Here is a 13,311-nt window from a genome sequence, read left to right on the forward strand (position 1 = left end):
CGAGTGATCCAATGTTCCCGTTTTCCAGGAAGAAGCCCGAAGGCGCCTCGCCCCGTCCATCCGAGCTTGACGCGATCCGCCGCTCGCATCTCGTGGCGCGGCTCGATGCGGAAGGCAGGTTCGTCGAAGTGAACGGCCCCTATGAGGCCTCCTTCGGCTATGCGCCCGGTGAGCTGGCCGGGCAGAGTTATCTCAGGCTCGTCCGGCAGAAGGACCAGGCCTGGGTCACGGGCAAGCTGAGACCCGAGATCGCGGCGGGCCGCGACGTCAACCTGATCTGCCCGCGCCTGAGCAAGGACGGGTCGGAGGTCTGGCTGGACGTGGGGTATCTCGCCGTAGGCAGTGGGGAGACCCTGATCCTCGCGCGGGACATCACTGAGTTCCACCTGCGCCGGCGCGACAACCGGGGGCACACCGACGCGGTCAAGTCGTCGATGGCGACGATCGAGTTCGACCTCACCGGCAAGATCCTCGACGCGAACCCGCTGTTCCTCGCCGCCACGGGCTACCTTCGGGAAGAGGTCGTGGGCAAGCACCACCGCATCTTCATGCCGGCCGGAGAGGCCGACACGCCGGACTACGCCGCCTTCTGGCAGCGGCTGGCGAACGGCGCATCCGAATACGGCGAGGTCATGCGCGTCTCGAAGTCCGGCGAACCGGTGTGGCTTCGCGCGACCTACGAGACCTTGCGCGACGCCGAAGGGCGCCCCTTCAAGGTGGTGAAGTACGGGTTCGACGTGACCGAGTCCAAGAACGTGTCGGCGGACGCGAAAAGCCAGATCGAGGCCATCCAGAAGGTCCAGGCGGTGATCGAATTCTCGCCCGACGGACAGATCCTTCGCGCCAACGAGAATTTCTGCACGGCCCTGGGCTATGATGCGGCCGAGATCGTGGGCAAGCATCACAGCATGTTCGTCCCTCCAGAGCAGTCCGCCGGCGCGGACTACCAGGCCTTCTGGGGTCGGCTCGCGGCGGGCGAGCAGTTCAGCGGCGACTTCGAGCGCGTCGGGAAGGCAGGGCGCCAGGTCTTCATCCGCGCCAGCTACAACCCGATCCGCGACGCCTCGGGCCGCGTCACGAAGGTGGTCAAGTACGCGGTCGACACGACCGTCTCGCAGCTTCTGTCGACCACGTTGAAGGACGGGTTGCACAGGCTGTCGGCCGGCGACCTGTCGGTGCGCCTGACCACCGACCTGCGCGAGATGGACGGCGTGCGGACCGACTTCAACGCCTCGGTCGAACGATTGCAGGACGTGATGATGGGCGTGATCGAGCGGTCGCGGCGCATCGACGAGGAAACCAACGTGATCGACCAGGCGACGGACGAGCTGGCCCGCCGGACCGAGCAGCAGGCGGCCACGCTGGAGCAGAGTGCCGCGGCGCTGGAGCAGCTTTCGACGTCGGTGAGGAACGCAGCCGGCGAAGCCTCGAAGGCCAACCTGCAGGCCTCGGAAGCCCGCCGCGACACCGAGGAATCCTCGAAGATCGTTGGCGCGACAGTGCGCGCCGTCGATGCCATCGCCGAATCATCACGAAAGATCTCCTCCATCACCAGCGTGATCGACGACATCGCCTTCCAGACCAATCTTCTGGCGCTGAACGCGGGCGTCGAAGCCGCGCGTGCGGGCGACGCGGGGCGGGGCTTCGCCGTCGTCGCCTCGGAGGTGCGCGCGCTGGCGCAACGGTCGTCCGAGGCCGCGAAGGAGATCGCGGACCTCCTCACCACGTCGGAAAAGCAGGTCGACGAAGGCGTCAAGCTCGTCGGCCAGACGGGCGCGGTGCTGGACAAGATCGCGAAGATGATGGTCTCGATCGACGAGAGCATTTCGCAGATCTCGCACTCGGCCAACGAGCAGGCGACCGGGCTGTCGGAGCTGAACAACGCCATCGACGACCTGGATCGCGCCGTCCAGCACAACGCCTCGATGGCCGAGGAGACGAACGCCTCGGCTCAGAGCCTCCGCTTGTCCGTCAACGAGATGAACCACGAGGTCAGCTACTTCGACGTCGCCCGCCCCGGCGCGGAAGAGGCCAGGCAGGTGGCTTGAGGCGCAGTCTCCGCGGCGAAGGCGGAGGGCAGCGGTCGCACCGATCTTCGGGGCAGGACGAGTCGGCTCTCGGGGCACGTCCTTCCGGCCACGTTCTTCCGGTCTATCCTTCCGGCTCCGTCCCGGACTGCCGCGCGTGTCTCGTCGCCGCGCGTGACGCGGTCGGCACGTTCCCGCGGCGCGCCGCGGGCCGCCGTCGCCGCCGTAGCCCTGTCGGTGGCATCCGTGCTAGGACGTTGCAGTCGGTCACACCGAGGTGAAGGACTGCGAGCGCTTGTTGCATTGTCAGTCGTACCTATCTGGTCGAAGAGTGCGCAATTGTCGCGGTCGCCCGGACCGCACACCGAGCAGAATGGAGGAACGCGTGAGAGAACTTTCCCTCACTTCCCGCCGGATCCACCCGCTTCAGTCGATCTGGCTTTTCTTGGTCGCCGCCGCCTTCGTGCTGGCCCAGACCCTTTCCGCCGCCGCCCAGTCGCGGCCGGACACCTTCGCCGACCTGGCCGAAAAGGTCAGCCCGGCGGTGGTCAACATCACCACCTCGACGACGATCGCGACCAACACCCAGCCCGGCCCGATCGTGCCGGAGGGGTCGCCCTTCGAGGACTTCTTCAACGACTTCATGGACCGCAACGGCCAGGGCCCGAACGGACCCGGCATGCCCGGCGGACCCCAGCGCAGTCAGGCCCTGGGATCTGGCTTCGTGATCTCGGAAGACGGCTACATCGTCACCAACAACCACGTCATCCAGGGCGCGGACGAGGTGATGATCGAGTTCTTCGAGGGCTTCGATCTGGAAGCCAAGGTCGTCGGCACCGACCCCAACACGGACCTCGCCCTTCTCAAGGTCGACAGCGACAAGCCCCTGAGGTTCGTCGCTTGGGGCGACAGCGAGGCCAGCCGCGTCGGCGACTGGGTCATGGCCATGGGCAACCCGCTTGGCCAGGGCTTCTCGGTCTCGGCCGGTATCGTGTCGGCCCGCGGCCGCGCGCTGTCGGGCAGCTATGACGACTTCATCCAGACCGACGCCGCCATCAACCGCGGCAACTCAGGCGGACCGCTGTTCAACCTGAACGGCGAGGTGATCGGCATCAACACCGCGATCCTCAGCCCGAACGGCGGCTCGATCGGCATCGGCTTCGCGATGTCCAGCCGGGTGGCCGAGAAGGTCGTGTCGCAGCTCAAGGAGTTCGGCGAGACCCGCCGCGGCTGGCTGGGCGTGCGCATCCAGGACGTCGACGAAGACCTGGCCGATGGCCTGGGCCTGGAAGAGGCCCGCGGCGCTCTCATCACCGATGTTCCCGAAGGCCCTGCGGCCGAAGCGGGGTTGCAGGCAGGCGACGTGATCCTGTCCTTCGACAGCGTTGAGGTCGACGACACCCGCGGCCTCGTGCGGCAGGTGGCCGAGACCGACATCGGCAAGGAAGTCCGCGTGCTGATCTTCCGCGACGGCAAGACCGAGACGCTGCGCGTCACGCTCGGCCGCCGTGAAGAGGCCGAACGCGCGGTCCCGGCCGCGGTCACCACGACCGAGCCGGAAACGAGCGACATCATGGGGCTGACGGTCAGCAACATGAGCGACGAGCTGCGCGAGCAGCTCGGCCTGCCCGAGGACACCGAGGGCCTGGTCGTGTCGGACGTGGCCGAGGACTCGGAAGCCTACGAGAAGGGCCTGCGCGCGGGTGACCTGATCACCGAGGCCGGGCAGGAGAAGATCGCCACCGTGGCCGAGCTTCAGTCCCGCATCGACGAGGCGAAGGAGGCCGGGCGCAAGTCGCTTCTGCTTCTCGTCCGCCGCGAGGGAGAGCCGCGCTTCGTCGCCCTCTCTCTCGAAGAGAGCTGATCCCCCCAACCATGCATGCTCTCGAACCGCCGGTCCCTCACGGGGCCGGCGGTCGCGATTCAGAGGGACGGTTTCGTGAGCATGAGCCAGAGGATCGCCAGCACGGCTGCGAAGGCCGGAAAGCCGAAGGCGAACCACAGGCGGTAGAGGCGGTGATAGGCGGAGGGCAAGGGATCGCCCCGATCCCGCGGGCCGGCCGCGTTCACAACCACGTCGACGCCGCCGAGGAGGTCGGACCAGTCGCGGGGCGAGGCGCTTGCGAGGTCGAGGATGCGCCAGTCGGTGAAGCGTGTCGCCGCCGCGGCGCTGGCGGACCGACCCGCGCCCAGGATGCGGAAGCCCGCCCGGTCGAGCGCCTCCCTGCAGGAAAGCCCGATCAGGCCGCATCCGCTGAGGACGAGGACCGTGGTGCGACTGTCGGCCGTTCGCTCCGCCATGCAGTCCGGCCCCGACGGCCTACTCGGCCGCCATCGGGATGTCGGCCCGCCCGATGTCGGTGACGTCGCGCACCACACGGTCTATGAGCTTGGCGAAGGCGTCGAAGTTGTTGTTCGGCCGGATCGCCTGCTCGTTCATGTAGAGCGAGCGGTCGATCTCGATCTGGACGACGTGCTGGTTCCGCGCCGGCCGTCCATAGTGCTGGGTCACGAAGGCGCCCGCGAAGGGAGCGTTGCGCGCGACGTTGAGCCCGGCGGCGGTGAAGGCGGATTCGATCCGATCCACCACCTCGGACGAGGCGGCGGCCCCGAAGCGGTCGCCAAGCACGATCTCGGGCTTCGGCCCGCGCGACGAGAGCGATTCGATGGCCTCGTGCGGCATCGAGTGGCAGTCGATCAGCACCGCCTCGCCGAACAGCGCGAGGCTGTCCGAGATCAGCGTCTGAAGCGCGTCGTGCCAAGGCTTCCAGTGGTCGGCGATACGCTGTTCGGCTTCCTTGCGGGTCAGCTTGCCCTTGTAGATCGCCCGGCCGTTGGCGACCACGCGCGGCACGACGCCAAGACCCGAGGCGATGCGCGGATTATGCGCGGTCTTCTTCACGCCCTCGATCAGAGCGGGGTCGAGTTCGTCGAGCGAGCGGTTGACGTCGATCCAGGCGCGGGGCGCCACGGCTGTCAGAAGCGGCGCGCCGTGATAGGGGGCGGTGGCGAAGAGAACGTCCACGAAAGCGTCCTCGGACGATCTGAGCGTGCGCTCGTCCAGAACCGACCGGCGGACGAACCTCCACGGGTATTCGTTGCCCGAATGCGGCGACGCGAAGACGACGCTTGTCGTCCGAATGTCCGGCATGTTCAGGCGGTAAGCCGTCACGGAATGCTCCCCACTGGCGTGTCATCCTACACGCATTGACAGGCTGTCGAAAGGCCCTTGAAGTGCCTTTCCTATCCCATTATAGGACACCGGATCGACGCGGGGAGTCCCCCCGCGTCGTGTTTATTAGGACAAGTCGGAAACGGCGGACGGGCGGTTAGCTCAGCGGTAGAGCACTACGTTGACATCGTAGGGGTCACTGGTTCGATCCCAGTACCGCCCACCATTCACCGCCGCGCCACGCGCGGCAATCTGGACAGGCGCCTGTCACGCGCCACGACAAGGAGAGGGCCGATGAAGGTCAGGAATTCGCTGCGTTCGCTGAAGAACCGGCACCGCGATTGCCGCGTCGTGCGTCGCAAGGGCCGCGTCTACGTGATCAACAAGACGCAGCGCCGGTTCAAGGCGCGCCAGGGCTGATCGCCCGCGCAACGCATGGAATACGGGGCTGCCTTCGGGCAGCCCTTTTTCGTTCGGGGAGGAACGGATGGAGAGACTGACCTGGGGGATGATCGGCGGCGGCGAGGGAAGCCAGATCGGCCCCGCGCACCGCCTTGGATCCGCGGTGGACGGAGAGTTCTCGTTCGCCGCGGCGGCGCTGGATCACCGGCCCGATGCGGGACGCGCCTATGCCCGGTCTCTCGGCATCGCCGGCGACCGCGCTTATGGCGACTGGAAGGAGATGCTGGCCGGGGAATCGGGCCGCGCCGACCGGGTCGACTTGGTGACCGTGGCGACGCCCAACGCGACTCACTTCGGGATCGCGCGCGCGTTTCTCGAGGCCGGGTTCGACGTGCTGGTCGAGAAGCCGATGACGATCACGGTGGAGGAGGCCGAGACGCTGGTGCGCCTGTCGCGCGAGACGGGGCGCATCTGTGCGGTCAACTACGGCTACACCGGCTATCCGCTGGTCCGGCAGATGCGCGGCATGGTCGCGCGTGGCGACCTGGGGCAGGTGCGCCTCGTCATGGCGACCTTCGCGCATGGGCACCATGCGGATGCGGCCGACGCCGACAACCCGCGCGTCCGCTGGCGCTATGACCCGGCGACGGCAGGTATCTCGGCGCAATTCGCGGACTGCGGCATCCACGCGCTGCACATGGCGAGCTTCGTGACGGGGCAGGAGGTCGAGCGTCTGTCGGCCGACCTCGCATCCTGCGTGCCGGGGCGGGTGCTGGAGGATGATGCGCTGGTGGCGTTTCGCATGAACGGCGGCGCCGTGGGGCGGCTCTGGACCTCGTCCGTGGCAGTCGGGCGGCAGCATGGGTTGGAACTGCAGGTCTACGGCGAGAGGGGCGGACTGGCCTGGGCGCAGGAGCAGCCGAACCAGTTGCGCTGGACGCCGCTGGGGGAACGCACGCAGATCGTGGAGCGCGGCGATGCCGGGATGCTGCCCGAGGCCGCGGCGGCAAGCCGCGTGACCGTCGGACATGCCGAGGGGATGCCCCTGGCCTTCGCCAACATCTATCGCGACCTCGCCCGCGCGATCCGGGCGCGGAAGGCGGGGGAGCCTGCACCTCCCGCGCTTTATCCGACAGCCGAGGACGGCTTGAGGTCGATGGCCGCCATCGCGGCGGTTGCGGCCTCGGGGCAGGCGGAGGGCGTCTGGTTGGACGCCCGCCCGCCGATGTTCCGCTAGGCGAGGAAGGCGCGGACGGCCTCGGTCTCTTCGGGGCGAATCTCGTGGCCGCCGTCGGTCCAGGTCAGCGTGACCTGCGCCCCTTGTCCCTCCAGCCAGTCGGCGAAGGCCTGCGTCGCAGGTGCAGGGCAGATCGGGTCGCGCCGTCCGGCGGTGATGAGGATGTGCCGCCCCGACAGGCCCGGCTGCGGGTCGGGCGTGAAGGGGATGAGCGGGTGCATCAGGACGAGGCGGTCGACGATCTCGGGCCGCGCGAAGGCGACCGAGGCGAGGATGTTCGCTCCGTTCGAGTAGCCGAGCCCGATGGTGGGCGGATCGCCTGCCGCCTTCTTCTCGGCGCTCAGGAAATTCGCCATCGCCTCGGTCCTGCGTGCCAGGTCGTCCATGTCGTAGACGCCTTCGCCCGTCCGGCGGAAGAAGCGGTTCATGCCGGATTCGGAGACGTCGCCGCGCGGGGACACGACTTGTGCGCCGGGGACAAGCGTCGAGGCGGCGGCGTGGAACTGGTGTTCGTCACCGCCGGTGCCGTGGAAGGTGAAGACGAGGGGCGCGCCTTGCGCGCCCTCGGTCCGGGCCGTGACATACCTCATTGGATCGGCTCCAGGATGCGTTCCAGCTTGTCGCGCAGATGCGCGTGCTGGGATGGCAGTTTCAGCGCCTCGCCGAGGTGCGCGGTATCCTCGTCGATGTCGAAGCCGGGCTCGTTGGTCGCGACTTCGAACAGCACTCCGCCCGGCGTGCGGAAGTAGATCGCCCAGAAATAGTCCCGGTCGATCACCGGCGTCACCGCGTGGCCCGTGTCGATCAGCGCCTCGCGCACCTCGAGCTGCCGCGCGCGGTTCTCGACCGCGAAGGCGATGTGGTGAACCGATCCGGCGCCCTGAGCGGCGTGGGCCGCGCCCGGCAGCGTCTCGATGTCGATGGCGTCGGCGCCGTTGCCGCCCGGCACCTCGAAGCGGGTGACGTCGCCGTCTTTGCCCGTTTCCTCGTAGCCCATGAAGCGCAGCAGTTCGGCCGAAGCGCCCGCATCGCGCAGGCGCATGTCGGCGGAGTGGAAGCCCCGGATCGCCATGTCTTCGTTCACGCCGTTGCCCGTCCAGGGCGCGCGCTCGTCGTCACGGGTGGCGATAAGTGCGAAGGCATCGCCATCGGGACCGTCGAACAGGACGCGGTCCTGCCCGAAGCGGGTATCACGCGACAGGCCGGCGGTTTCGAAGGTCGAAAGCCGGTCGGCCCAGGCGTCGAGACTGCCCTCGGGGACCGAGAAGCTGGTGCGTCCGACCTCACCCGTGCCGGGACGGCCGCGCGCGGCCTGCGGGAAGGGGAAGTAGGTCATCACCGATCCGGGCGTACCCTGGGCGTCGCCATAGTAGAGGTGGTAGACATCCGGGGCGTCGAAGTTCACGGTCTTCTTCACCCGGCGCAGCCCGAGCGCGTCGGTGAAGAAGGCGTTGTTTCGCGACGCCGACGAGGCGAGCGACGTGACGTGGTGAAGTCCCTTGATCTGGTTGAGCATGGTGCCCTCCGTAGTTCGGTTGAGGCTAAGTTAGTGTGTGTGGATGCGGATGAAATGGCCGATTTCGCGCATCTCTTGATCGCTGGCGCACATGAGGCCTCTGCATGAAGAGCCTTGGCGACCTGAAGCGCAAGGTCGGTGCGACCAGGTCCGGGTCCGTTCCGGCAGCCTTCCGCGAGGCGGCGCGGCGCACCCTACTGGCTTGGGTGGACATGGCCGAGACGCATCGTCTCGACATGCGCCAGGCCTTGCGGCGGTTGCGCGACGGCGAGGCGGCGGTCGAGGTAGCCCGGGCGGCACTGGGAGCGCAAGCGTCCGATCCCACTGGACCGATGGCGCAGGCCGATTGCCGCAAGGGCTGCGCCTTCTGCTGCATCCTCCTCGGCTCGGACGGCGGCACGATGACGGGCGTCGAGGCGGCGCGGCTGCATGAGGCCCTGGCCCCGCTCGCGGACCAGCCTGACGGGCGGGACTGGCACCCGTCGGCCTGCGCCGCGCTCGATCCCGAGACGCGGCTGTGCCGTGCCTACGAGGCGCGGCCCGCGATCTGCCGCAGCTACATCTCGCCCGACGCGGCGCTCTGCGAGAGGGTCGCGCAGGGCGAGGCCGTGGCAGGGCCGGGAGTCCTCGGCGGGCACACGCTGTACCTCTCGGTCCTGACCCTGACGCGCGAGGCGCTGCGCGGCGTCACGGCGGTGCCGACCTACAGCCTGTCGAAGATCGCAAGTGCGGCGGTCGAGGGCGTGCCGCTCGCCGACGCTCTGGACGGCGCGCGCCACGCGCCCCGCGAACTGACGGAGGAGATCGGCCGCCAGAAGGCCGCGCTCGGCCGCTAGGCGTCCGCGTCGGCGGGCTCGTCCTGAGCCTCGGCCTCGGCCCTCTCCGCCCGCCAGGCGTCGAGAAGCGTCTCGAGAAGGCCGCGCATCGCGGCGTCGGTCCGGTCGTCCTCGTGCAGCCGCACGCCCGACAGGAACTTGCGCAGACGATAGGGCTTCCGCTTGGCGAGGATAGGCTGCAACTCGCCGGGAAGCGTGCCCGAGGCGACATGCGCCCGCACCCAGGCCTCCAGCAACTCGGTGCCGGTGACGCCGCTGTCCTTGCACCAGGCAGATTCGAAAAGGTGCATGATGTAGGACAGCACCACGGGCCGGACGTGCCTCCGGTCGGCCTTGTAAGGGCTGCGGAACACATCCGTCACAAGCTCGTAGGACGGCCAGTAGAACAGCCGTCCCTCGTCGCGGACCTCGCGGCAGACCTCGTCGATGGCGACGCGCAGGGTAGCCTTCGAGACCGAGTTGGCGGTGATGCAGGACACGTCGCGAAAGGTTGCGACCAGCGGCACGGGCGAAAGCGTGACGATGACCTTCGCGTCGGGGCGGTACTTCCGGATCAGGTCGTAGATGGCGCGGATGTTGTCGCGGTTCTCCTCGACCGTCGACAGGCGGAACTTGTGCCGTTCGGGGTCGTAGGCGTCCTTGGGAATCGTGCGCCAGAAGACGTTACCGGTCTTCTCGTCGTACCAGACCTCGCTGAGGCCGAAGGTCAGGATGAAGACCTCGGTCTCGTCGAAGATGCGTTTCGTCTCCAGCCGCACGTCTTCGTCGTAGCCGTACTCCTCGGTCTTGTAGCCGTGCCAGAGCGCCTGGCCGAAGACACGGTTCTCCCAGGCCCATTCGAATTGCTGGCGGATGACGAAGCTGTTCACCATGCCTTCGCCCATGGTCACGACATAGGCGCGCGCGGCGTCGCCCGCTCGGTTCAGGACGCGGAAGTTCCGCTCGCTGAGCCAGTTCGAGATGTTGGCGGCGAAGCACGACCCGAAGGCGGTGATCTGGGTGCCCTTGTCGATCAGGGGCGCGTCGGGAAGCCAGCCGTGAAGTACCCACTTTTCGGGACCGTCGAGCTCCATCAGCTGCTGGAGCTTCGGGTTGAAGTTGGTGTGCTCGCCCCGGAACCAGGTGCGGAACTCCGGCCCCTTCTTGCTGGTGTGCTGGAAGGCGACGCCGACCGCGCCGGTGTCTTCCGGGCTGGTATCGTCGAGATCGACGTCCTTGGGCCTGTCCGCCACGCTGCTCGCGCTCCTCTCCGGGTTTTCGCAAGGGTGCCCCAACACCCCCGCGCGGTCAACGCGATGCTGCCGTGCGGCGCTGCGCCTCTGTTGACAGAGCGGAAAGGGGATTATGTCGGTGTCGAAGCAAACGAAGGAGGACGCCATGTCCCTGCGTATCAACGACACCGTTCCCGATTTCACCGCCGAGACGACCGAAGGCACGATCCGGTTCCACGAGTGGATCGGCGACGAGTGGGCGATCCTGTTCAGCCACCCGAAGGATTTCACTCCGGTCTGCACGACCGAGTTCGGTGCGGTGGCGCAGCTTGCCGACGAGTGGAAGGCGCGCAACACCAAGGTCATCGGCATCTCGGTCGACGGCGTGGACGACCACAAGAAGTGGAAGCAGGACATCGAGACCGTCGCCGGTGCGCCCGCAGGCTTTCCGATCATCGCCGACGAGGATCTGAAGGTCTCGAAGCTTTACGACATGCTGCCCGCAGACGCCTACTTGCCGGACGGGCGCACGCCCGCGCATTCGGCCACGGTGCGGTCTGTCTTCATCATTTCCCCCGACAAGAAGCTTCAGCTCACCATGACCTATCCCATGTCGGTCGGCCGCAACTTCGCCGAGGTGCTGCGCGCGCTCGATGCCTTGCAGGCGACCTTCGGCGTGCCGATCGCCACGCCCGCCAACTGGGTCCACGGTCAGGACGTGATCGCGGCACTGTCGCTCGACGACGCGGCGGCCGAGGCGAAGTTCGGCGCGCTCGACAAGAAGCTGCCCTACCTGCGGTTCGTGAAGGCTCCGGCCTGAGCCCGCAATGCGAGAGACCGGCGAGGCTTGCGCAAGCGCGCCCGCCGGTCTCTTGGCACGATCAGCCGAGCGTCTGAACGCATCCTCTCATGTTGGCCGGCGGCGGGACGGACGCAGATACTTGAGGGCCGGCAGGAAGATCAAGATCAGCGCGATGATCGTGATCGGGCCCGCGATCGGGCGCGTGATGAAGATCGTGGGATCGCCCGACGACAGAAGTAGCGACTGCCGCAGTGTCGGCTCGGCGATCGGGCCGAGGACGATCGCCAGCACCGCAGGCGCGACCGGGTAGTCGAACTTCCGCAGCAGAAACGCGCCGAGGCCGAAGACGACCATCAGCCAGACGTCGAACATGTCGGAAGTCGCCGCGTAGCCGCCGATGATCGACAGAACGAAGATCAGCGGCGCCAGCACCGTGAAGGGCATCCGCAGCATCCAGATGAAGAGCGGGATGAAGGCCAGGTTCACGACGAGCGCGAAGAAGTTCGAGACGTAGAACGACCCGATCAGGCCCCAGACGAATTCGGGCTGTTCCACGAACAGCATCGGTCCCGGTGTCAGGCCCCACATCACCATGCCGCCGAGAAGGATGGCGGTGGTGGGAGAGCCGGGGATTCCGAGCGTCAGCATCGGCAGCATCGCTCCGCTGGCGGCCGAGTTGTTCGCGGATTCGGGCGCGGTCACGCCGTTCACCTCGCCTTGCCCGAACCTTTCGGGGTTCTTCGACGTCATCTTGGCGACGCCATAGGCCATCAAGGCGCCCGGCGTGGCGCCCGCCGCCGGAAGGACACCGACGAAGAAGCCCAGGGACGAGCCGATCGACATGCCCCTCCAGCCGCGGCGGAAGGTGGTTGCAGTGTCGTCCATCACCCCACGGAGCGACATCTTCGCTTCGCTTGTCGTGGTGCTGCCTTGCGATTCGTTCAGGGTCCAGAGCATCTCGCCGATGCCGTAGACGCCGATGGCGAGGACGAGGAAGCTGATGCCGCCGAGAAACCCGTTCATGTCGAAGAGGACGAGGCGCGGCGCGCCGGTGATCTGGTCGAAGCCGACGGCGGCAAGAACGAGTCCGAAGCAGATCGAGAAGATGGTCTTCGGGATATCGTCTCCTCCCAGCCCCACGAAGGTCGCGAAGGCCAGAAGCATCAGCGCGAAAATCTCGGGCGGACCGAAGCTGAGTGCCACGGTGGCGAGAAGCGGCGCGAAGGCCGTGAAGAGGATATTTGCGACCGTGCCGCCGATGAAAGACGCGATAGCGGCAGCGATGAGCGCAAGACGCGCCTGCCCCTTGAGGGCCAGCGGCCGGCCGTCAAAGGTGGTTGCGACGGCGGTCGAGGCCCCCGGAATGCCGAGCGTGATCGACGAGATCGCGCCCCCGTACATCGCGCCGTAATAGATAGCGGCGAGAAAGATGATGGCGGATCCCGGCGGGACCAGGAAGGTGATGGGCAGCAGGATCGCCACCCCGTTGACCGAGCCGAGGCCCGGCATGGCGCCGATCCAGAGGCCGACGGTCACGCCCGCGAGGATCAGCAGTATGTTCACGGGCTGAATGGCGATCAGAATTCCATCGCTGAGCGATGATAGGATTTCCATAGGTTGGTGCGCCTCCTGGGACGCGATTGGACGAGCGGCGGTCGAGCGATGGTGGCGTGTCAGCCGCGGACCCGGGCGACGGGGTCGGGACGGTGCTTCGCCGTGAACCCGGGACGTGCCTCGGGTCGGGATCGGGGCGGGAAGATGCGCGGAAACATGGGTTCGGGTCGGCGTTCCGGCGGGCGTGCCGGATGGGCGCAGACGATATAACGGTGACCCGAACGTTCGTGACGACACACCTCGGAGGGTCCCGGTTCCTCTGGCGACGATGCGACTCGCGCCGGGATGCCGCTGCTCGCAGCGTCCATGATTGGCTGAGCGACCTCGACCTGGCAATGAGGCACGGCGCCGGCATGTCTCGGGAAAGCCGGTCTTGTGCAGAACTCCGCCAAGGGCGGTGTTTTCCGTTGCTCGCGGGACGCTGCGAGACGCGGCCATCGCCGTTACGGCGCCCCCGTCACGAAACCGTAACGGCGGCGACGCGAACCTGTCAT

Annotated in this window: 12 protein-coding genes and 1 tRNA gene; 7 read left to right on the plus strand and 6 right to left on the minus strand. The window is 67.5% G+C overall.

Annotation, left to right across the window (positions count from 1 at the left end; genetic code table 11):
* Nucleotides 1-11: 11 nt before the first annotated feature.
* Nucleotides 12-2,048 carry a methyl-accepting chemotaxis protein gene (locus tag C8D95_RS00390; RefSeq protein ID WP_109757184.1) on the plus strand — a complete coding sequence of 679 codons (2,037 nt, stop codon included), beginning with the start codon at nucleotides 12-14 and terminating at the stop codon, nucleotides 2,046-2,048.
* A 352-nt stretch (nucleotides 2,049-2,400) separates the two neighbouring features.
* Nucleotides 2,401-3,891, plus strand: coding sequence for a DegQ family serine endoprotease (locus C8D95_RS00395; protein WP_109757185.1), 1,491 nt, complete (start codon nucleotides 2,401-2,403; stop codon nucleotides 3,889-3,891).
* Nucleotides 3,892-3,950: 59 nt separating this feature from the next.
* On the opposite strand, the gene C8D95_RS22405 is transcribed toward C8D95_RS00395, so the two are convergent.
* Complete coding sequence (locus C8D95_RS22405) at nucleotides 3,951-4,328, minus strand: DUF2269 family protein (protein WP_241239771.1); 378 nt, start codon at nucleotides 4,326-4,328, stop codon at nucleotides 3,951-3,953.
* A 19-nt stretch (nucleotides 4,329-4,347) separates the two neighbouring features.
* Nucleotides 4,348-5,178: an N-formylglutamate amidohydrolase gene (locus C8D95_RS00405; RefSeq protein ID WP_109757906.1), complete on the minus strand. Its 831-nt coding sequence runs from the start codon at nucleotides 5,176-5,178 to the stop codon at nucleotides 4,348-4,350.
* Nucleotides 5,179-5,350: 172 nt separating this feature from the next.
* Here C8D95_RS00405 and C8D95_RS00410 point away from each other — a divergent pair.
* The 3 genes from C8D95_RS00410 to C8D95_RS00420 all read left to right on the plus strand — a co-directional run bounded on the left by C8D95_RS00410 (nucleotide 5,351) and on the right by C8D95_RS00420 (nucleotide 6,838).
* A tRNA-Val gene (locus C8D95_RS00410) sits at nucleotides 5,351-5,425 on the plus strand.
* A gap of 68 nt (nucleotides 5,426-5,493) precedes the next feature.
* Nucleotides 5,494-5,619 (plus strand): type B 50S ribosomal protein L36, encoded by a 126-nt coding sequence (gene ykgO, locus C8D95_RS00415; protein WP_005850168.1) that lies wholly within the window; start codon nucleotides 5,494-5,496, stop codon nucleotides 5,617-5,619.
* Between the two features lie 67 nt (nucleotides 5,620-5,686).
* On the plus strand, nucleotides 5,687-6,838 hold the full coding sequence (locus tag C8D95_RS00420; RefSeq protein WP_109757186.1) for a Gfo/Idh/MocA family protein: 1,152 nt from the start codon (nucleotides 5,687-5,689) through the stop codon (nucleotides 6,836-6,838).
* On the opposite strand, the gene C8D95_RS00425 is transcribed toward C8D95_RS00420, so the two are convergent.
* Together C8D95_RS00425 and C8D95_RS00430 are read right to left on the minus strand one after the other, a co-directional pair.
* The gene (locus C8D95_RS00425; RefSeq protein WP_109757187.1) at nucleotides 6,835-7,428 is read right to left on the minus strand and encodes an alpha/beta hydrolase; all 594 of its coding nucleotides are present in this window, start codon (nucleotides 7,426-7,428) and stop codon (nucleotides 6,835-6,837) included. The two genes, C8D95_RS00420 and C8D95_RS00425, sit on opposite strands and share 4 nt — an antisense overlap.
* A complete protein-coding gene (locus C8D95_RS00430) occupies nucleotides 7,425-8,354 on the minus strand; it encodes a VOC family protein (RefSeq protein ID WP_109757188.1) in 930 nt (309 codons plus the stop codon). The genes C8D95_RS00425 and C8D95_RS00430 overlap by 4 nt, the downstream gene beginning before the upstream one ends.
* A 104-nt stretch (nucleotides 8,355-8,458) precedes the next feature.
* Here C8D95_RS00430 and C8D95_RS00435 point away from each other — a divergent pair, with 104 nt between their 5' ends.
* Complete coding sequence (locus tag C8D95_RS00435) at nucleotides 8,459-9,190, plus strand: YkgJ family cysteine cluster protein (protein WP_109757189.1); 732 nt, start codon at nucleotides 8,459-8,461, stop codon at nucleotides 9,188-9,190.
* Here the strand turns inward: C8D95_RS00435 and C8D95_RS00440 are convergent.
* Nucleotides 9,187-10,422 (minus strand): GSCFA domain-containing protein, encoded by a 1,236-nt coding sequence (locus C8D95_RS00440; protein WP_164721550.1) that lies wholly within the window; start codon nucleotides 10,420-10,422, stop codon nucleotides 9,187-9,189. The two genes, C8D95_RS00435 and C8D95_RS00440, sit on opposite strands and share 4 nt — an antisense overlap.
* Before the next feature lie 145 nt (nucleotides 10,423-10,567).
* Here C8D95_RS00440 and C8D95_RS00445 point away from each other — a divergent pair, with 145 nt between their 5' ends.
* Nucleotides 10,568-11,221 (plus strand): peroxiredoxin, encoded by a 654-nt coding sequence (locus C8D95_RS00445; RefSeq protein ID WP_109757907.1) that lies wholly within the window; start codon nucleotides 10,568-10,570, stop codon nucleotides 11,219-11,221.
* Nucleotides 11,222-11,308: 87 nt separating this feature from the next.
* On the opposite strand, the gene C8D95_RS00450 is transcribed toward C8D95_RS00445, so the two are convergent.
* A complete protein-coding gene (locus tag C8D95_RS00450) occupies nucleotides 11,309-12,817 on the minus strand; it encodes a tripartite tricarboxylate transporter permease (RefSeq protein WP_109757191.1) in 1,509 nt (502 codons plus the stop codon).
* Nucleotides 12,818-13,311 lie beyond the last annotated feature (494 nt).

Origin of the sequence: Silicimonas algicola (genome assembly GCF_003148765.1) — a bacterium.
In the GTDB taxonomy this organism is placed as follows: domain Bacteria; phylum Pseudomonadota; class Alphaproteobacteria; order Rhodobacterales; family Rhodobacteraceae; genus Silicimonas; species Silicimonas algicola.